This window comes from Achromobacter sp. DH1f (assembly GCF_000633435.1).
GTDB classification, from domain to species: domain Bacteria; phylum Pseudomonadota; class Gammaproteobacteria; order Burkholderiales; family Burkholderiaceae_B; genus Achromobacter; species Achromobacter deleyi.
In genome coordinates this window covers 1-18,354 of record NZ_AYMF01000035.1, presented here as the reverse complement: position 1 = coordinate 18,354, position 18,354 = coordinate 1, and the positions used below count along the sequence as shown (strand labels likewise).

At 68.8% G+C, this 18,354-nt stretch carries 19 protein-coding genes; 5 read left to right on the top strand and 14 right to left on the bottom strand.

The window, feature by feature from the left end; all coding sequences use genetic code 11:
• Nucleotides 1–17 precede the first annotated feature (17 nt).
• The 9 genes from U858_RS0128150 to queE all read right to left on the bottom strand — a co-directional run bounded on the left by U858_RS0128150 (nucleotide 18) and on the right by queE (nucleotide 9,205).
• The gene (locus U858_RS0128150; RefSeq protein WP_025140456.1) at nucleotides 18–1,751 is read right to left on the bottom strand and encodes a thiamine pyrophosphate-binding protein; all 1,734 of its coding nucleotides are present in this window, start codon (nucleotides 1,749–1,751) and stop codon (nucleotides 18–20) included.
• A gap of 14 nt (nucleotides 1,752–1,765) precedes the next feature.
• Nucleotides 1,766–2,599 carry a hypothetical protein gene (locus U858_RS0128145; protein ID WP_025140455.1) on the bottom strand — a complete coding sequence of 278 codons (834 nt, stop codon included), beginning with the start codon at nucleotides 2,597–2,599 and terminating at the stop codon, nucleotides 1,766–1,768.
• A 214-nt stretch (nucleotides 2,600–2,813) separates the two neighbouring features.
• On the bottom strand, nucleotides 2,814–4,235 hold the full coding sequence (locus tag U858_RS0128140) for an efflux transporter outer membrane subunit (protein ID WP_025140454.1): 1,422 nt from the start codon (nucleotides 4,233–4,235) through the stop codon (nucleotides 2,814–2,816).
• A gap of 59 nt (nucleotides 4,236–4,294) precedes the next feature.
• Nucleotides 4,295–5,215 (bottom strand): HlyD family secretion protein, encoded by a 921-nt coding sequence (locus U858_RS0128135; RefSeq protein WP_025140453.1) that lies wholly within the window; start codon nucleotides 5,213–5,215, stop codon nucleotides 4,295–4,297.
• Nucleotides 5,216–5,217: 2 nt separating this feature from the next.
• Entirely contained in the window at nucleotides 5,218–5,430 is a 213-nt protein-coding gene (locus U858_RS0128130) for a DUF1656 domain-containing protein (protein ID WP_025140452.1), read from the bottom strand.
• On the bottom strand, nucleotides 5,427–7,478 hold the full coding sequence (locus U858_RS0128125) for an FUSC family protein (protein WP_025140451.1): 2,052 nt from the start codon (nucleotides 7,476–7,478) through the stop codon (nucleotides 5,427–5,429). The genes U858_RS0128130 and U858_RS0128125 overlap by 4 nt, the downstream gene beginning before the upstream one ends.
• On the bottom strand, nucleotides 7,475–7,948 hold the full coding sequence (locus U858_RS0128120) for a MarR family winged helix-turn-helix transcriptional regulator (RefSeq protein WP_025140450.1): 474 nt from the start codon (nucleotides 7,946–7,948) through the stop codon (nucleotides 7,475–7,477). Before U858_RS0128120 ends, U858_RS0128125 begins: the two co-directional genes overlap by 4 nt.
• 184 nt (nucleotides 7,949–8,132) lie before the next feature.
• Entirely contained in the window at nucleotides 8,133–8,576 is a 444-nt protein-coding gene (gene queD, locus U858_RS0128115) for a 6-carboxytetrahydropterin synthase QueD (protein WP_025140449.1), read from the bottom strand.
• Complete coding sequence (queE, locus tag U858_RS0128110; protein ID WP_025140448.1) at nucleotides 8,573–9,205, bottom strand: 7-carboxy-7-deazaguanine synthase; 633 nt, start codon at nucleotides 9,203–9,205, stop codon at nucleotides 8,573–8,575. The genes queD and queE overlap by 4 nt, the downstream gene beginning before the upstream one ends.
• Nucleotides 9,206–9,847: 642 nt before the next feature.
• Here queE and arfB point away from each other — a divergent pair.
• From arfB to U858_RS0128095, 3 genes are all read left to right on the top strand, one after another.
• Nucleotides 9,848–10,264 carry an alternative ribosome rescue aminoacyl-tRNA hydrolase ArfB gene (arfB, locus tag U858_RS0128105; RefSeq protein WP_025140447.1) on the top strand — a complete coding sequence of 139 codons (417 nt, stop codon included), beginning with the start codon at nucleotides 9,848–9,850 and terminating at the stop codon, nucleotides 10,262–10,264.
• Nucleotides 10,265–10,359: 95 nt separating this feature from the next.
• Entirely contained in the window at nucleotides 10,360–10,701 is a 342-nt protein-coding gene (locus U858_RS0128100) for a helix-turn-helix transcriptional regulator (RefSeq protein ID WP_025140446.1), read from the top strand.
• 47 nt (nucleotides 10,702–10,748) lie between these two features.
• Nucleotides 10,749–11,804 carry an alkene reductase gene (locus U858_RS0128095; RefSeq protein ID WP_025140445.1) on the top strand — a complete coding sequence of 352 codons (1,056 nt, stop codon included), beginning with the start codon at nucleotides 10,749–10,751 and terminating at the stop codon, nucleotides 11,802–11,804.
• Nucleotides 11,805–11,807: 3 nt separating this feature from the next.
• Here the strand turns inward: U858_RS0128095 and U858_RS0128090 are convergent, their stop codons facing one another.
• The gene (locus tag U858_RS0128090) at nucleotides 11,808–12,659 is read right to left on the bottom strand and encodes a CPBP family intramembrane glutamic endopeptidase (RefSeq protein WP_025140444.1); all 852 of its coding nucleotides are present in this window, start codon (nucleotides 12,657–12,659) and stop codon (nucleotides 11,808–11,810) included.
• Nucleotides 12,660–12,793: 134 nt separating this feature from the next.
• On the opposite strand from U858_RS0128090, the gene U858_RS0128085 reads away from it, so the two are divergent.
• Nucleotides 12,794–13,168 carry an MAPEG family protein gene (locus U858_RS0128085; protein WP_025140443.1) on the top strand — a complete coding sequence of 125 codons (375 nt, stop codon included), beginning with the start codon at nucleotides 12,794–12,796 and terminating at the stop codon, nucleotides 13,166–13,168.
• Nucleotides 13,169–13,172: 4 nt separating this feature from the next.
• Complete coding sequence (locus tag U858_RS0128080) at nucleotides 13,173–14,168, top strand: glycerophosphodiester phosphodiesterase family protein (protein WP_025140442.1); 996 nt, start codon at nucleotides 13,173–13,175, stop codon at nucleotides 14,166–14,168.
• 18 nt (nucleotides 14,169–14,186) lie between these two features.
• Here the strand turns inward: U858_RS0128080 and U858_RS0128075 are convergent, their stop codons facing one another.
• The 4 genes from U858_RS0128075 to U858_RS0128060 form a co-directional block, all read right to left on the bottom strand.
• On the bottom strand, nucleotides 14,187–14,621 hold the full coding sequence (locus U858_RS0128075; protein ID WP_025140441.1) for a carboxypeptidase-like regulatory domain-containing protein: 435 nt from the start codon (nucleotides 14,619–14,621) through the stop codon (nucleotides 14,187–14,189).
• A gap of 103 nt (nucleotides 14,622–14,724) precedes the next feature.
• Nucleotides 14,725–15,519, bottom strand: coding sequence for an NRDE family protein (locus tag U858_RS0128070; protein WP_025140440.1), 795 nt, complete (start codon nucleotides 15,517–15,519; stop codon nucleotides 14,725–14,727).
• A gap of 3 nt (nucleotides 15,520–15,522) precedes the next feature.
• Nucleotides 15,523–17,463: an FUSC family protein gene (locus U858_RS0128065; protein ID WP_042885694.1), complete on the bottom strand. Its 1,941-nt coding sequence runs from the start codon at nucleotides 17,461–17,463 to the stop codon at nucleotides 15,523–15,525.
• A 73-nt stretch (nucleotides 17,464–17,536) separates the two neighbouring features.
• Entirely contained in the window at nucleotides 17,537–18,019 is a 483-nt protein-coding gene (locus U858_RS0128060; protein ID WP_025140438.1) for a YbaK/prolyl-tRNA synthetase associated domain-containing protein, read from the bottom strand.
• Between the last annotated feature and the right edge of the window lie 335 nt (nucleotides 18,020–18,354).

Below are 18,354 nucleotides of genomic sequence, written 5' to 3'. Positions count from 1 at the left end.
GATGTTTTTTTAATGGCTCAGGCGATGCGGTCGCCCGGCTTGATCTTGGCCGCGCGGCTGTCCACGCCCGGCAGCATGTGCGCGGGGTCGCGCGTGACCACTACATCCAGCACCGTCGGCCGATCGCGGCAGGCGTAGGCGGCGGCCAGCGCGGCGGGTATCTCGGCCGGGTCCTCCACCCGGATGCCGTTGCAGCCCAGCGCGCGCGCCACGTTGGCGTAGTTGGTTTCCGCCAGGTCCGACGACTGGTAGCTGCCGCTGCCGTACATCAGGTGCTGCAGCGCCTTGATATAGCCCGACGCGGCGTTGTTGACCACCACCAGCGTGAACGCCAGGCCCATGCGCACGGCCGTTTCCAGTTCGCCCAACGACATATTGCAGCCGCCGTCGCCCGTCAGGCTGACCACCTGCCGGCCCGGGGCCGCGGCCGCCGCGCCGATGGCGCCGGGAATGCCGTAGCCGATGGACGCAAAACCGCGGTCGGGTACGAAGCCGCGGCCCGCGCGTTTGGTATCGAACAGCAGGCCGCCCCAGTGCGCGGCAAAGCCGCCGTCGGCCACCAGCACGCCGTCTTCGGGCAGGCTGGCGTTGATCTCGTGCATCAGCCGGGCCATGCCGATGGGCCGGTCGGCGGATGTCAGCTTGCCCTGCACGGATTCGCGCCAGGTGTGCATGGCCTGGCCCACTTCGTCGGCGTAGCCCTGGCGGCGCGTGGCGCCGGCATCGGGCTGCGCGGCCAGGTGCTGGTCCAGGTCGGCCAGCGTGGCGCGCACGTCGCCCCACAGCCGCAGCGCGGGCGTGGTGGTGCGGTCGAATTCCTCGGCCACGATGTCCAGGTGGATGATGGGGGCGCCCGTGGACAGCAGGTCGTAGCGGCGCGTGGCCACTTCGCCCAGCTTGCAGCCCACCACGAACAGGCAGTCGGACTTGGATATCAGCTCGTTGGCGATGCGGCTGTAGCGGCCGAACAGGCCTGCGTTCAACGGGTCGCTGCAGGCGATGGCGCCCTTGCCGCTCATGGTGTGGGCCACGGGAATGTTGTAGCGCCGGGCGAAGTCCTGCACAGCCTGCGCGGCATCGCTGATGTGCACGCCGCCGCCGCACAGCATCAGGGGGCGGGCGGCGCCGGCCAGCATGGCGGCGGCCTGCGCCAGGCCGTCGGCATCGGGCCGGCAGCGCAGCGCGGGCGCGCGGCGATAGGTATCCACGGCATGGAAGGCGGCGGCGTCGAAGGCGTGGACTTCATGGGCGATGTCTTCGGGCACGTCCAGCACCACCGGGCCGGGGCGGCCGCTGGTGGCCACGGCGAAGGCGCGCCGCACCAGCTCGGGGAGGCGTTCGATCTTCTCGACCCGCAGCACGTCTTTCACCACCGGCCGCAGCACTTCCAGCTGGCGCGCTTCCTGGGTCATGTTCTTCCAGGAATGCATGCGGTGCGAATCGCCCACCAGCGCCACCATGGCGGTGCCGGCGTTGTAGGCCTCGGCCAGCCCGGTGACCAGGTTGGTCGCGCCCGGCCCCAACGTGGCGTCGCACACGGCGGGCCGGCCGCTGACCTTGGTGTAGGCGTCAGCCGCGAACACCGCGCAGCGTTCGTCGTTGATCAGGTTGTGGTTCAGCTTCAGGCGCCGCACCGCGTCGTAGAACGGCAGCAGCTGAAAGCCGCCCATGCCGAACATCAGGCCGACGTCATGCGCCGCGAACATGCGGGCGATGGCTTCGCCGCCCGTGATTTCCAGTTTTTCCGACATGCGGAGGTTGCTCCCTAGTGGATTGCGCGCCCTGTCAGCAGGGCGTCGATAAAGGCTTTCAGGGCCATGCCGGGGCGGCAGCCCAGGTCGCGGGCGCGGGCGTTGGCCGACGACACCACGCCGTCTTCAAAGCACGAACGGGCATCGCCGATGCGGGCGCTGTGGGCCGATACCGTCAGCGCCGCAATGCCGCGCTGCTGCAGCAAGGGCAGGCGGCCGATGCCGGCGCTGTCCTTGCCGATGCCGGCATCGTTGAAAGTCACCAGCCGCGGTTCGGCGCGCACGCCGTCGGTGGCCAGGCCCGCCAGCCGTTCGCCATGCGAGGCGGTGACGGCGATCAGGCCGTCGTCCGCGGGGCCCAGCAGCGAGACCGAATCGGCGCCGATGACGCGCGCTGCGCCATCGGCGCCGGTGGCCAGGATGCGGCGCGCTTCTTTTTGCGGCGCGGGGTGGGTGGGGGCCAGGTCGGCGTGGGCCAGCCGGGCAGCCGCCGTTGCGACCGCCATGCCGGGCCGGCAGCCCAGCGCATAGGCCAGGTCGTTGACGTGACTGATGATGCCGTGGCGCGCCATGTCGGCGCCGTCGCCGATGCGGCAGCTGCGGTAGTCGGCCGTGGCGGCGGCCACGCCCCATTGCTGCAGGTCGTGCAGGCCAGCAATGCCGGCTTGTTCCCAGCCCACGCCCGCATCGTTCAGCACCACCGCGCGGACCCGGCCGCGAGCCGCGCAATACGCGGCGTAGCGGCCGCCGTGCGAACCGGCGATCACCACGCGGCCGGCGTCCTCGGGCGCCAGCTTGGTGATGCTGTCCAGGACGCGGGCTTCCCGGGTGTCAGTCTCGTATTCCATATTATGGATTTTTATCCCGACACTCTGGCGGCGCAGATACGGCGCCAAAGGGCTGGGTTGTCTCCGTGCAGATATCAATGATGTTCTGCAGGCGATTCTACGAGCGTGCGTTTCCCTGGAGCAATGATGTCTCCATATTATGGAAATCAATTTCTGGAAGAAAGCCCGAACGGGCAAGGAACAGGCGGGCCGAGCGGCCCGCCCGCAGCGACGCTTACTTTTCCCAGCCGCCGCCCAGCGCCAGGAATACGGCGATCTGGTCGTTGCTGAGTTCGGCCTGGCTGGCGGCCAGCGCGCTTTCGTTGGTGGCCAGCGTGCGTTCGGCATCCAGCACGGTCAGGTAGTCGGTCTTGCCGTACTGGAACAGCTGGCGCGCCTGCGAGGCGGCCACGGCGGCCTGGTCGCGCGCGGCCTGCAACGAGGCGTCGCGGTCCAGCTGGCGCGCATAGACCACCAGCGCGCTTTCGGTTTCGCGCAGGGCGTTGAGCACCGACGCGTCAAAGCGCGCGACGGCGGCGCGGGTATTGGCTTCGGCTTCGGCAATGCGGGCCTGCACCGCGCCGGTGTTGGGCAGCGTCCAGGAAATCAGCGGACCCACGCTCCAGCTGAAGGTGCCGCGGTCGCCGAACATGGCGGCGGGGCCGCCCGAGGCGCCGGACAGGCCCAGCGTGATCTTGGGGTACAGGTCGGCCGTGGCCACGCCGATGCGCGCGGTGGCGGCGGCCAGGCTGCGTTCGGCCTGGCGAATGTCGGGGCGGCGGCGCAGCAATTGCGCGCCATCGCCCACGGGAATGGTCTGCGCCAGTTTGGGCGCGGCGGCGCATTGCAGCAGCGACGCGGGAATCTCGGCCGGCGTCTTGCCGGTCAGGGCTGCCAGCCGGTACAGCGCGGTGCGCTGCTGGGCCTGGAAGGGCGGCAGGTTGGCTTGCAGCTGTTCGAGCTGGCTGCGCGCGCGGGTGACGTCCAGCGCGGTACCGCGGCCGGCGCGTTGCAGGCGCGACACGGCGTCCAGGGATTCCTGCTGCACCTTCACGGAATGCTGCGCCGAAGCCAGCTGCATGCCGGCCGCGCACAGGTTGGCGTAGGCCCGCGCGGTTTCGGCGGCCACGGTGACGCGGGTGGCGTCGTAGGCGGCCTGCGCCGATTCGGCGTCGGCGCTGGACGCTTCGACGGCGCGGCGGATCTGGCCAAACAGGTCCAGCTGGTACGACATGCTGGCGCCGGCCGAATACGACCAGCGGTTGGGCGGATCGATGCCGGGCGCCAGTTCCTGGATGCCGGACACGTGGCCGAAGGTGGGCGAGGCATTCACGCCCAGGCTGGGCTGCTGCTGCGCCTGGGTTTCGCGCAGGGCGGCCTGGGCGCGTTCGAGGTTGGCGCTGGCCACGCGCAGATCGGTGTTGGCCGCCAACGCCTGTTCGACCAGCCCGTCCAGCGTCGGGTCGTTGTACAGGCGCCACCAGTGGCCGGGCACCTCGTTCTGTTGGAACACGCCTTCCTGCGCTTCGGCGAACGGCACCTGGGCGCTTTGCCGCGTGGCGACCGACCCGGCGGGCACCTGGTAATCAGGGCCCACGGTGGTGCACCCGGCCAGCGCGGCGGCCAGCATCAGCGGCAGGAAGAATTTGGTGTTCATGGCAGTTACGGCTTGGCGTTGTCGACAGGTTGAAAGGGTTGAAGAAAGTGGCGCGGGGATCAGGACGGCTGCTTGGCCGCGGGCTCGGCCTGGCGCGGCGCGGCGGCGTCGCCCACGGCCACGGTGGCGGTCTGGCCGGCGACCAGGCGCACGCCCTCGGGCACGTCGTCGATCTTCACGCGTACCGGAATGCGCTGCGCCAGCCGCACCCAGTTGAAGGTCGGGTTGACGTTGGGCAGCAGGTTGGCGCTGGTGCTGCGGTCGCGGTCGGCGATGCCCAGGGCAATGCTTTCGACGTGGCCGCGGATCTGGCGGCTGTCGCCCATCAGCGTGACGGTCACGGGGTCGCCTTCGTGGATGCCGGGCAGCTTGGTTTCCTCGAAGTAGCCTTCGACGTAGAACGAGCTGGAATCGACCAGCGCCATCACGCCGCGGCCGGCGGTGGCGTACGACCCTGCGCGCAGGTCCAGGTTGGTGATGCGTCCGTCGGTCACGGCCAGCACGCGGCTGCGTTCCAGGTTCAGGCGCGCGGTGTTCAACTGCACTTCGGCCTGGGCCAGTGCGGCCTCGGTCTGCTGCAGCTTGGTCTGGCTTTGTTCCAGCGCTTCGGCGGCCACCAGTTGGCCCAGCGAGCGGTTGCGCTTGGCGTCGCGCATGGCTTGTTCGCGCGCCACCTGTTGCGAGTGCACGGACGCCTGCGCCTGGTCGAAGGCCAGCTGGAAGCGGGCGCGGTCGATCTCGAACAGCAGGTCGCCGGCCTTGACGTCCTGGTTGTCGTGCACGGGCACGGCGGTGACCAGGCCGGACACGTCCGGCGCCACCTGCACCACGTAGGCCTTGACGCGGCCGTCGCGGGTCCAGGGTTCGACTTCATAGTGCACCCAGAGCTGCCATCCGGCGGCCACGGCGGCCACCACGACGGCGGCGGTCAGCGCGAATTTGCCGATGGCGGCGGGGCGCAGGGCATTGGGGAGTTTCATACCTATCTCTGCAGAAAATAAGGGGAAATGAGGGATACGCCGTACAGCAGCACCACGAACAGCGCCAGGTCGAACAGCGCGGGGTGCCACACCAGGCGGTACAGCCCGGCGCGCGCCAGCACGCGGCGCACGGCCCAGGCCACGCCCAGGGTGACCACGCCCAGCACCAGCAGCCAGGGGAAGTAAATGCCGTAGAGGTTGAATTCGCCGATCATGGGGTTTCCAGCGTGGGATGGGCGGGTTGATAGTCGGCCGCGTCCGGGAAGAACGCGCGGCGCAGGCCCACCAGGGCCACCACGGCGCGGTCGCGGGCGGCGGTGCCGGCCGGCGTGGCCGAGACGCTGGCCAGCGCGCGGTCGATCTGCGCCAGCATGTCCGGCGTCTTTTCACCGGCGCGCCACGACGAGCGGGCGCGGAAGAACTGCGCCAGGCTGGCCAGCACCGGGGCGATGGTGGCGTCGGCCATGGGCAGGTGGCGGCGGGCGTGCTGCAATTCGGTGATGTCGCGGCCCACGCGCAGGTCTTTCAGCGCGTCGGCGGCCACCAGGTCGTCGGGCCGCTTGGCCATGGCCAGGCGCGGCTGCAGCAGGCCGATGCGGTCCAGCATGCGGGCGGCGTAGGTGTGGCGCGCCGGGGCGCGCGGCGAACTTGCCAGCACGGCCAGTTCTTTCCAGTTGGCGGCCTGGATGCGGCGGGCGCTCCAGTCGGCGCTGACGGTGCGGAAGATGGCGGCGATGATGGCGGCCGCGCCCACGCCCATGCACTGCGCCACCTGCGTGTCGATGAACGACACCAGGTCGGCGGTGTGGGTGTCCTGCAGCGCCATGGTGCCCAGAAACCCGAACAGCACGGCCATGGCCTTGCCGGTGGACGCGGGCCGCGCGATGAAGACGCCCAGCACGAAAGCGGTGGGCAGCATCGCCAGCGCCAGCATCTCGAACGAATGGATGGCGGGCATGATGCCCAGCAGGTACAGCGCCGACAGCGGAATGGAATACACCGTGTAGACCAGGAACTGCATGATGCCGGGCACGGGGTTGTCCTGCGAGGCGAAAAAGCAGCTGAAGATGGCGGCCATCATGGCGGCGGTGGCGCCGTTGCTCCAGGCCGTGCCGATCCAGAAGGCGCAGACGACCGAAATGGCCACGCCCGCCGCCAGGGCCGACAGCAGCGCCATGCCGTGGTCGCGGTGCAGCGTGCTGTTGTTGTTGGCGGCGCGTTCGGCGCGGGGCGCGCGCAGCGGGGCGCCGGCCAGTCCGGCGCGGATTTCCCGGCGCAGCGCCAGGCAGGCGTCGTAGGTGTCGATCAGTTCGCGCAGCCGCGCCATCAGGCTGGCCAGCAGCGCATCGCGCCAGCTTGAACGGCTGTCGATGTCGGGCGTCAGCTGGGTGACCGCGGCGCGCAGTTGCACGGCGGTTTCGTGGGTGGCCTTGGCGCCGGCATTGATCCATTCCGAGATGTCGGCCAGCACTTGCGAGACGGGTTCGGGCAGCGGCTGGTCGTTGGCCTGCAAGGCCCGCATGCGGTCTTCGACGGCGGATACGGCGGGCGTCAGCGCGGAAATCTGGTCCTGCATGGCGCGCACCGCGCCGGCCGTCCAGCGCAAGTTGCTGGTGTCGAACGGCACGTGGGTGGACAACAGGCGCAACTGGGTGATGTCGTTGGCCAGCACGCGGCGGTCGCGATCTTTCTGTTCGGCATTCTGGCCGCTCAGGGTGTCGTGGATCCAGAGCTTGGCGTCGCGCACGGCCTTGTCCAGCTGCAGCGTCAGGGCGGGCGCCAGGCCGCGCGGCAGCACGATGCTGTGGATCAGCGTGGCGCAGACGATGCCCAGGCTGATTTCCTCGACACGCGCCAGGGCGGTGTCGAACACCAGCGATGGGTCGGACACGCTGGGAAAGCCGATCATGGCGGCGGTGTAGCCGGCCAGCATGAACAGGTACGAACGCGGCGTGCGGTCCAGCACCGACAGGTACAGGCAGGCGCCGACCCAGGCCACCATGGCGGCGGTCATGACAACGGGCGAATTCGACAGGCGCGGCACCATGTAGACGGTCATGGCCGAGCCGCAGAAGGTGCCGACGAGGCGGTACAGGGCCTTGGACCGCACGGCGCCGGACCAGGGCTGGGCCACGATGTAGGCGGTGGTCATGGCCCAGAACGGGCGGGGCAGGCCGATGCTGTACGAGAGATACAGCGCCATGATGGCGCTGATATAGCTCTTGAGCGAAAAGATGGTCTCGCGGACGTTCGGCAATGTCATGGACGCCGGTCCTCTTGCGCACCGGCCGTGCCGCGGCCCAGCGCATTCTTCAAAGTGTCGAACACGCGCAGGCAGGCTTGCAGGTCGGCTTCGCTGACGCCGTCGAACAGGCGGCGGCGCAATTCCACCAGCACGTCTTCGACCTGTTTGCGCAGGGCGTTGCCGGCTTCGGTCAGGTGCAGGGTCTTGGCGCGGCGGTCGTGGGTGTCTTCGCGGCGTTCCATCAGGCCGGCGGCTACCAGTTGATCCAGCACGCGCACCAGCGACGGGCCTTCGACGCCCAGGGCTTCGGCCAGCGCGCCCTGGCGCACGCCGTCGCCCAGGCGGCCGGTCAGGATGACGGGCCAGGCCGTGGCTTGCGACAGGCCGTAGTCGGCCAGCGCCTTGTCTGCCGCGCCGCGATAAGCGCGCGACAGCACGATCAGGTTTGCGGTGGTAGCCATGAGTTGGGAGTCGGTGGGTGGGTTCATGAATTCGATTGTATCCTATCTATTAGCTTACTATTAATTGAAAATGGCGAATATCTCCATAGATTTTTCCAATCGGAAGAATAGGGGGCGGGCTTTCCGCGAATGGAAAGCCGGGGCGGTCTGGAAATGGAAAGGGCGGCCATATAGGCCGCCCGGGGATCAGGCGCGCTGCCTTACGCGGGCATCAGCCGTTGCAGTCGGCCCAGCAGTTGGGTGTTTCGTACAGGCGCACGCGGGTCAGGCGCAGGTCGGCGCCGTAGTGGCCGTGATAGTGCGGCGCGAGGGTGTCGAAGACGATGGCGGCCAGGTTCTCGGCGGTGGGAATGCGGTCCAGCACGACGGTCTTGTGGCCGGGCAGGGTATCGAGAAAGCCGCGCACGGCGGTGTCGCCTTCGTAGACGAGGAAGGCGTGGTCCCAGACGTCGACGATGTGGGTCTTGGCGATGTGCTTGATTTCGGAGAAGTCCATCAACATGCCGTTGTCGGATTCGCCGGGGGCCTGGACGATGTCGCCGGTCAGGGTGATTTCAAGCACGTAGCGATGGCCGTGCAGGTTGCGGCACTGGCTGCGGTGGTCGGGAATGCGGTGGCCGGCGTCGAATTCAAGTCTGCGGGTCACGGAAATCATGGAATGCCTATGTATTTATGGGTCTGCAGGCTGAGTCGCCATTGCGGGTGCTGCATGCAGTACTGAACGGCCTGTTCGGTGTTGGCCACGCGGGCGGGGCCGTCCATGGGCTGCAGGAAGAAGTGCTGGAAGTCGAGGTGTTCGAAGTTGGGCGGCAGGGCGTTGGGCTGGGGGTAGACCAGCTTGAGTTCGTTGCCGCGTTCGATGACGACGGGGGCGGTGCCTTTGGGGCTGACGCAGATCCAGTCGATGCCGGGGGGCGGTTTGACGGTGCCGTTGGTTTCGATGGCGACGGTGAAGCCGCGCGCATGGATGGCGTCGAGCAGGGGCGCATCCAATTGCAGCAGCGGTTCGCCGCCGGTGAAGACGACGTAGCGGTTGGCGGTGTCCGGGCCCCAGGCGTTGGCGATGGCGTCGGCGAGCCGGTCGGGGGTGGCAAATTTGCCGCCGCCGTGGCCGTCGGTGCCGATGAAGTCGGTGTCGCAGAAGTTGCAGGCGGCGCTGGCCCGGTCGCTTTCGCGGCCGGTCCAGAGGTTACAGCCCGCGAACCGGCAGAAGACCGCCGCACGGCCTGCGTGGGCGCCTTCGCCTTGCAGGGTTTTGAAGATTTCTTTGGCGGTGTAGGTCATGGACTTGCGGGGGGCTGGAATGGGGCAAAAGCGGGGTATTTTAGTCTTTCTGGGGGATGGGTGATTCTGGGCTTGCTGGTGGTGGGGATTTGTTCTTGCTTGTTTTCTTGGGTGGGTGGTTGATTTTGCTTGCTGCGATTGGTTCTTCGTAGGTCGCCCGCGGGGCTGGGCCTTGTTGTGGCGAGCGCCCACGATTGCGGTCCGGAGCCTTCGCTCCGGACGTCCCCTTCGTCATCTTCGTCCGGACCTGCGGTCCCTCCTTCAGATTCCCTCGGGCGCATCGAGGTTGCTCGCCACAACAGGGCCCAGCCCCGCAGGCTACGGGTTTCGAGGATTGGGGCGCTGCCAGGTTGTGGGCTTGCCTAGAGGTTTGCGGGGCCCGCCGCTTTCGGCCGCGCGGGCGGCCTCATCGGCTTACGCGGTGTCTTGCGTCGGCGAGGGTGCGCTGCGCGCTGGTGTAGGGCGTGCTGTCGTTGGGGGCGGTGACCATTCCGGCGTGGGGTGGGGCGGTGGCGGGCTTGCGCCCGCCCTTGAGGGCGAGTTGTGGCTTGCGGGATGGTGGAGGGCTTGGCTGGGGCTGGATTGTGTTGTGCCCTTGTGTTCCAGCGGGCTTGGTGGGGAAGGCTTATATACTCTCGCGCTATGTTTCATGTTCAAGATTCTCTCTATATTGACGAGCGCGAGCTCGAGTTCTCGATGATCCGGGCGCAGGGCGCGGGGGGGCAGAACGTCAATAAGGTTTCCAGTGCCGTGCATCTGCGGTTTGATGTGCGGGCGTCGTCGTTGCCGGACGAGATCAAGGATGCCTTGTGTGGGCTGAGTGATCATCGGATTTCGAAAGATGGCGTGATCGTCATCAAGTCGCAGTCGTTTCGCAGCCAGGAAAAGAATCGGGCCGAGGCGATCGAGCGGCTGGTGAATCTGGTCAGGGCGGCGGCTAAGGTCGAGAAGCCGCGGCGGGCGACGAAGCCGACGCGGGCTTCGCAGCGGCGGCGGGTGCAGCGCAAGGTGCTGCATGGCGAGGTGAAGCGGTTGCGGGGGCGGGTGCAGGGCGAGTAGGCGGTTTTGGGGGTGGATAGCCCCTTGGCCTGTAGGGGCATGACTATATATCGAGATGTCTCGATATAAGATTCGATAAATTGCGATATTTGAATATGACGACCCTTCCTTCCACCGCTACGGCGGCCGCTCCGGTGATTGATGCCGACGCCATTCTCAAGGCGTTGGCCAATCCGGTGCGCCGCGAGATTCTGGCGTGGTTGAAGACGCCGGAAGCGCACTTCGAGGAACGGCCGGGGCATACCTTTGAAAACGGGGTGTGCGCGGGCCATATCGATGGGCGCTGCGGGCTGTCGCAGTCCACGGTGTCTTCACACCTGGCGGTGCTGCAGCGCGCGGGGCTGATTACGCCCACGAAGGTGGGGCAGTGGGTGTTCTTTCGTCGCAATGAAGCCGTGATTGCCGCGTTTTTGCAGCAATTGAACCAAGATATGTAGCCTGCCGCCGCTACCCAGCGCCCGAGCCCCGGGCAAGGATTGTTTGTATGAGCCAGTTGTTTGAACCCCTGCGCGTGGGCGATCTGACCCTGCCGAACCGCATCATCATGGCCCCGTTGACCCGCCAGCGGGCCAGCGAAGGTCGGGTGCCCAATGAACTGATGGCCGAGTATTACGTCCAGCGCGCCGGCGCCGGGCTGATCCTGACCGAGGCGACCTCGGTGACGCCGCAGGGCGTGGGCTATGCCGATACGCCGGGGCTGTGGTCGCAAGACCAGGTCAAGGGCTGGCGCAAGGTGACGGACGCGGTGCATGCCGCCGGCGGCCGTATTTTTGCGCAGCTGTGGCACGTGGGCCGGATTTCCGATCCGGTGTTCCTGAACGGTGAGCTGCCGGTGGCGCCGAGTGCGATTGCGGCGGACGGGCACGTGAGCCTGGTGCGTCCGAAGCGCGGCTATGTGGTGCCGCGCGCGCTGGAAACCGATGAAATGCCGGGCGTGGTCGAGGCCTACCGCCGCGGCGCGCTGCTGGCCAAGGAAGCGGGTTTCGATGGCGTGGAAGTGCATGGCGCCAATGGCTATCTGCTGGACCAGTTCTTGCAGGACAGCACCAATCACCGCACGGACGGCTACGGCGGTTCGCTGGAAGGCCGCGCCCGCCTGATGCTGGAAGTGATCGACGCATGCGTGAGCGTGTGGGGCGCGGGCCGGGTCGGCCTGCATCTGTCGCCGCGCGGCGATTCGCACACGATGGGCGATTCGGATCCGCTGACGACGTTCAGCTATGTGGCGCGTGCGGCGCGCCGCCGTGGCCTGGCGTTCCTGTGCGTGCGCGAGCACGAGGGCGCGGACAGCATCGGCCCGCAACTGCGCGAAGCGTTCGGCGGCGTGTACATCGGCAACGAAGGCTACACGCGTGAGTCGGCCGAAGCGGCCATCGAAGCGGGCCGCGTGGATGCGGTGGCGTTTGGCGTGCAGTACATCGCCAACCCGGATCTGGCGCAGCGTTTCGCCAAGAACGCGCCGTTGAACGCGCCGGACTCGTCGACGTTCTATTCGGCGGGCGCCGCCGGCTATACCGACTATCCGGCCCTGGCGGCCTGAGTCTCAATGCAGGGCCGCGCGCATCGGGTAGGTGAACAGCCCGTAGTGCGCGGCGTTCAGGCCCAGGTGGGCCAGCACGGCGGCGGCCAGGCCGCCATGGCGATAGGCCACGCCGTAGCCGACGCCGGCAATGCCTGCCAGCAGCATCCACTGCCAGCCGCCGGCGTAGTGCGCCAGGCCGAAGAGCAGCGCGGCGACCGCTAGCGCGGCCGTCGCGCCCCAGCGCTGGCCGCGCCAGCACTGCGCCAGGCGCTGCTGCACATAGCCGCGGAACAGCGCTTCTTCGGCCAGGGTCACCAGCAAGGCGTTGTTGACCAGCCAAAGCCAGCCGGACGCCGGCCATTTCGGCGCCCATCCCACCACACCCAGCAACAAGGCCAGCCCCAGGCAGGCTGCGATGGCGGCGGCGCAGGCGGCCAGCGCAGCGCCGACCGTGGCGCGCGCGTTGGCGCCGGCCATGACGGGTGCGGCGGCCAGGACGACCCAGAATGCGACCAGCGGCTTGTCCAGGTTCAGGTACATGCCGAAGGGCACGGCGTCGGGCGTCAGCGCGGCGCGCGGGATGACCAGCGGGTTGCGAAAGCCCGGCAGCCAATGCAGGAACAGCAGCACGGCCAGCGTCAGGAACAGGGTGTGGCCGGCGGCGCGCAGGGCGGGCGGTAAGGCCGGGCGGACCAGCATGGCGGCCATGAACAGCAGCGTGGGCCAGGCCAGGGCCAGCGGCTCGATGGCGCCTTCGGTCCAGGCCCAGGCGTAGGCCGCGGCCAGCGGCAGCAGCGACCAACGGCGGGTGGCTGGCAGCCACAACAGGGCGGCGGCCAGGAACAAGAGCGAACCGGGAGAGGCGAGCGGCATGAATCTTCCTGCGGTGAAACGGCAGCCAGTGTAAGCGCCCCGGGCTTTTCATTTCCGCGCTTTCAGGCGACCATGCCGCAGCGGCGGCAAGGGCCGGCCGCGAATCGGCGGGCCTGCCCGCACAAGGAGCAACAATGAAAATGATCGCCTGGTTGATGTTGGCGGCAGCAATCCTGCCGTTCGTGTCGACGATCGTGGCCAAGGCCGGCGGCAAGAAGTTCGACAACAACGATCCGCGCGCCTGGCTGGCCCGCCAGGAAGGCTGGCGCGCCCGCGCCAACGCGGCGCAGATCAATACCTTCGAAGCGCTGCCGTTCTTTTTCGGCGCGGTGCTGTTCGCGCTGTACACCCAGGCGCCGCCCGCCCACGTGGCCACGCTGATGGCGTGCTGGCTGGGCGTGCGCTTGGGCTATCTGGCGATGTACCTGGCCGGCTGGGGCGCGCTGCGTTCGCTGGTGTGGGCGATCAGCATGGGCTTTACGATCGCCATTCTGTTCTCGGGCGTGTAGCCGCGTGCGCAAGCGGCGTATCGCGGCGGGCGTGGCCGTCGTGGCGGTGGCGCTGGTGTATGTGGCCAACGCCGACTGGACGACGCCTGAACCGGGCGCGCTGCCAACGCTGCTGGCGCACCGCGGCATCGCGCAGCGCTACGACACCGCCGGCATGCAGCCCGATACCTGCACGGCCACGCGGATCGTGCCGCCCGTCCACGGCTACCTGGAAAACACGATCGCGTCGATGCGCGCCAGTGTCCAGGCCGGCGCCGACATCGTCGAAATCGACGTGCATCCGACCACCGATGGCCAGTTCGCGGTGTTCCATGACTGGACGCTGGACTGCCGCACCGACGGCCAGGGCGTGACGCGTGACCATTCCATGGCCCAGCTCAAGGCGCTGGATATCGGCTATGGCTACACGGCGGACGGCGGCAAGACGTTTCCGTTCCGTGGCCTTGGAGTGGGGCTGATGCCGACGCTGGACGAGGTGCTGGCTGCTTTTCCGCGCCAGCGTTTCCTGGTCAACATCAAGAGCCGTGATCCGGCCGAGGGCGAGGCCCTGGCCCGCGTGCTCAATGCCATGACGCCCGAGCGGCGGCGCGACTTCATGGCCTATGGCGGCGACGAGCCCATGGCGCGCCTGCGCCAGTTGGCGCCGGAGGTGCCGACCTTGACCCGGTCCGGCCTGAAATCCTGCCTGCTGCGCTACGTGGCGCTGGGCTGGTCGGGGCATGTACCGCAGGCCTGCCACGGCATGCTTGTGATGGTGCCGATCAATGTCGCGCCGTGGCTGTGGGGCTGGCCGGGGCGTTTCCAGGCGCGCCTGCGCGACGTGGGCAGCGTCCCGTTCCTGATCGGGCCTTATCACGGCGAAGGCTTTTCAACCGGCATCGATACGCCGGACGACATGCGCCGCGTGCCCGCCGGCTATACGGGCGGCATCTGGACCAACGAAATCGAAGCGGCGGCGCATGCCTTCAAGGGCCGCAGCCCCACCGCATCGTTTCCGTGAAAGCCGCGAGGCGCTGCATCACTTCCATTCGAACACGGCGCGCGCCGTGCCGCTGTTCTGCACGGTCACTTCACGATCTTGCGCCTTGCCGTTGAAGGTGGCGGACACCTTGTAGCTGCCGGCCGGCAGTTTCACCAGCATGTACGGGCCTTCAGATTCGGCTTTCAGCACCTGCTTGCCATGAGCGTCCTGGATGCTGACGGCGACGTTGGCCACGTAGTCGGCCTTGCCGTCGCGCTGGGCGGCGAAAGTCAGGGCCAGCGGGTAGTCCTTGGCGGCGGCCTTGAGGGCTTCGGATTCGTCCAGGCCGATGCCGCCGCTGACGTACTGCACGCTGCCCTGGTGCTTGACGGCGGGCAGGGCCGCCTGGGCGGTGGTCAGGATGCCGGCGACGGCCAGGCTGCCCAGGGCCATCACGGCGGCCACGGTGCAGCGTTCGATGCGCTTGTTCATAAGGGTCTCCTTGCGGATTGATCACGCGACAGAAATTCGACCGTTTTGCGCGCGGCGAGTTCGCCGCGGATGCAAACGGATGCCTGTGGATGGTTTCCGAGGCTCATTTCAGGATATCGCTTGCCGCGCCGTCGCGCCAGGCGAAGGCCAGGGCGCTTTCGCCGTTGGCTGAACCGTCGGGGGCGAAGCGCCTTTCGGTCAGCTCGGCCGCGCCGCCGTCGTGCAGCGCCAGCACGGTGGAACTGCGGGTGCCATAGTTGGGGCTGATGATGAACGGGCTGCTCAATAGTCTTTCGCGATCCAGCGGCAGGCCGGTGGCGGGCAGGTCGGCATCGTCGGCGGGCTGGCGGTCGGCCAGGGCGGCGAACAGCGCCGGCAGGTCGGGCTGGGGATCGTGCTGCAGCACCCGTTCGAAGGCCGCCCGGGTGCGCGCCAGCTTGGGCCAGGGCGTGTCCAGCAGGTGGTTGGACAGCGCGTAGACGCCGGGCGCCAATGCGCGCGGCGCGCCGTCGCGGTTGCTGGCGTACCAGGCGCCGCGGGCGTCGCCCACGATCAAGTTGAAGCCGTTGTAGGCCTGGCCGGCGGCATGGACTGCGGCAAGGTACTCGGCGGGCGTGGCGGTGCCGCGCAGGAAGTCTTCGACCAGCGCGCCGCGCGAAGGCGCGTCGGCGATCTGCCGGCCGGGCTCGCGAAAGTTGGTGACCAGGGCATAGCGTCCGCCTGCGGTCGCGCCCATCCAGGTGCCGCCGGCCAGGCCGTCGCGGCCGCCATAGACGTGGGGCGCGTCCGGCCATTGCGCTGCGGGCAGCGTGGGCCGGGCGTGGAATTCGTCGCGGTTGGCGGCGATCAGGACGGGGATGCCCGGCACGGCGTGCAGGGCCAGGACGGCGAGACACATGGTTCAGACCTGGTGGACGTTCGATGAGGAAGGGGCGGGCTTGCCTGGCGTGGTCGCGAATTCCGGGCCGGCCAGCGTGGCGCGCAAGGACTCGATGGCGGCGGCCGCTTCGTGCAGCGCGGGCACGGGCGCGTCGATGACATCAACGGCCACGGGGGCGCCCTGCGCCACGGCCTCGGCCATGTTATGCAAGGCGCCGGCCAGTAGCGCCAGTTCGGAGGGCGTGGGCGGCGTCTGGTCGGCGGGCAGCGACCAGGCGGTGTCCGAGATGGCGTTGGCCACGCGTTCCAGCGCCACTTCCACCGGCCACCACGCCAAAGCCCGGCGGCTGACCAGGCGCGGTTCGGATAGGCCGCGTTGCAGCGCGATGCGCAGGTCCGACAGCCGCGCATAGGCTTGCGCGCGCAGGTCGTGGCGGGTGGCGCCATCGGCCTGGAATACGGTGTTGAGATAGGCGGCCAGCGTATCGATGGCCGTGGCCACGGCCTGGTCCAGGTTGTGGCGTTCCAGCCGCATCCAGGGCAGGTAGCCCACCGCCAGCACGATGCCGGCGGCCACCGCCACATCCACCAGCCGCGCCAGCGCAATGGGCCAGCTGCCCGGCTGCAGGGCGCCGATCAGCAGCATCAGGATGGGCAGCAAGATGGCCGAGAACAGGCCGTAGTTGCGGCGGATCGACCACGGCAATAGCGCCGCCAGCGCCACCACGGTGACCAGGCTGGCGATGCCGCTGCGGTCCAGCGCCAGCACGGTGGCGCTGATGGCCACGCCCACCACGCTGCCGGCGCAGCTTTGCAGCGCGCGGGCAAAGACCGAACCGAAGTTGGGCTTGAACACCACCACGACGATCAGCGGCACCCAGTAGGAGCGCGGCAGCGCGAAGGCGTGGGCGACGACTTCGGCGGCGACCAGGCATAGCCCCAGCCGCACCAGGTAGCGCACCGTGGTCGGACCCGGCCGGTAGGTGCGCGCCAGCACGCGCCACGGGGTACGCGGGCGCGCGGGCGGCAGGGCCGGAAAGGCGTCGGGCTGGGCGGGGCCGCTGCCGTCCAGCAGCGGCTGCACGCGCGCCAGCGCATCGGCCAGGGCATCCAGCCCCGCGCCGCGCAAGGTGGCGATGTCGTCGGCGGGCGCGGGCGGGGCGTCGTTTTCGACGCGGTCGGCCAGGTGGTTCATGACGCGGGCGCCTTCGTGCGGCAGCACCCGTCCGGCGCGGGCCAGCGCCAACGCGGCGTCGGACAGCGGCGTACAGGCTTGCAGTTGCGCGGCCAGCCGGGCCAGCCGGGGCGATGGGCCGGCGGCGCGGCGGCGGGCGGCCAGCACGGTGTCGTAGGCGGTGGTCAGCGCGGCTTCCATGTCGCGCCGCGCAGCCATGATGCGCGAGGTGCCGATGGCCGCGAACATGGCCGCCAGCTTGCGGTAGGCGGTGGCGACGGCAGCGCGTTCCGGCGCGATGGGGTTGACGACCCAACCCAGCAGCGTGAGCGCCAGGCCGAACAGGCCGCCGGCCCCCACCAGCACCGACGGCAGCCAGGGCGGCAAGGTCGAGGTGAGGCTGGTGCCGACGATGACGTAGGTGGCAAATTGCAGCGTGGCGACGGCGGCGATGTTGTTGAAGGTGCCGACAAGGCTGGCGATGAGCACCAGCACGGTCATGCCGGCGGCGCTCCAGAGGCCGTGGCCGGACAGGAGGTTGCCCAGGAAGTAGCCCAGCGCACCGCCGAAGACGGTGGACCCGATGGACAGGGCGCGGTTGCGGTAGGGGCCGCCGTTGTCGCCGGTGATGGCGGGCAAGGCCCCCAGCGCGACCAGGGCGGCGGCCGCGCTTTGGTCCAGGACCAGGCCGACGGCGGTGGGCAGGCCGATGGCCAGGGCGGCGCGCAGGGCCACCCAGCGGCTGACGGGCGACGGCTCCATGTGCGCCAGGCTCATGAGCCAGCGCATGTTGGAAGCGCGTGCGCGCGATGGGTGGGTCGGGCGGGACAAGGCGGCCTCGGGGCGCGGGTTCGTGGGGGTTCTAGCCTTTGATGAGCGGGGCTTCTTGCGGCGCGGCGAGCCGGAAGTAGTCTTCGGTGCGCATCAGGATCGAGGCATCGAGCCGGCCGGCGTTGAACACGATTTCATCGTGGCGTTGGCGCAGGGTGGGGTCGACCATGAGGTGCAGGTCGGGGTTGAAGCTGAAGGGCGGGATGGCGCCGATTTCGCAGCCGGTGAGTTCGCGGGCAAGGTCCTGGGAGGCCAGCGAGGCTTTCTTGCCGCCGGCGGCGCGGGCGATGGCTTCCAGGTCGGCCTGCTGGTCGGCGGGGAAGACGGCGAGGACGTTCTTGCGTTGGTTGGACGAGATCTTGACACGGCAGACCAGTGCCTTGGCGCCTTGGCTGACGGCAGTGCCGCGGACGGCGGCGACTTCTACCGAGCGGCCGGCGGCGGGGTGGGAGATCAGGCGGAAGGTGGCTTGGTGTTGGGTCAGCAGTGCTTGTAGGCGGGTGTAGACGTCCATGGTTGATGTCTTTTTGGGGGTGTTTGGGGAGCTATGGGGATGATACGCCGGCTGGGGGCTTGGGCGGGTGGGGTGTCTTCGTAGGTCGCCCTGGGGGCTGGGCCTTGTTGTGGCGAGCGCCCACGATTGCGGTCCGGAGCCTTCGCTCCGGACTTCCCCCTCGTCATCTTCGTCCGGACCTTCGGTCCCTCCTTCAGATTCCCTCGGGCGCATCGAGGTTGCTCGCCACAACAAGGCCCAGCCCCCAGGGCTACGGGTTGCGAGGTTTGGGGCGCTTGGCGGGTGCGGGTTGTGGCGTGCTTGTCGGGCGCACGTTCTTGGGGAGGGGCGGTGAT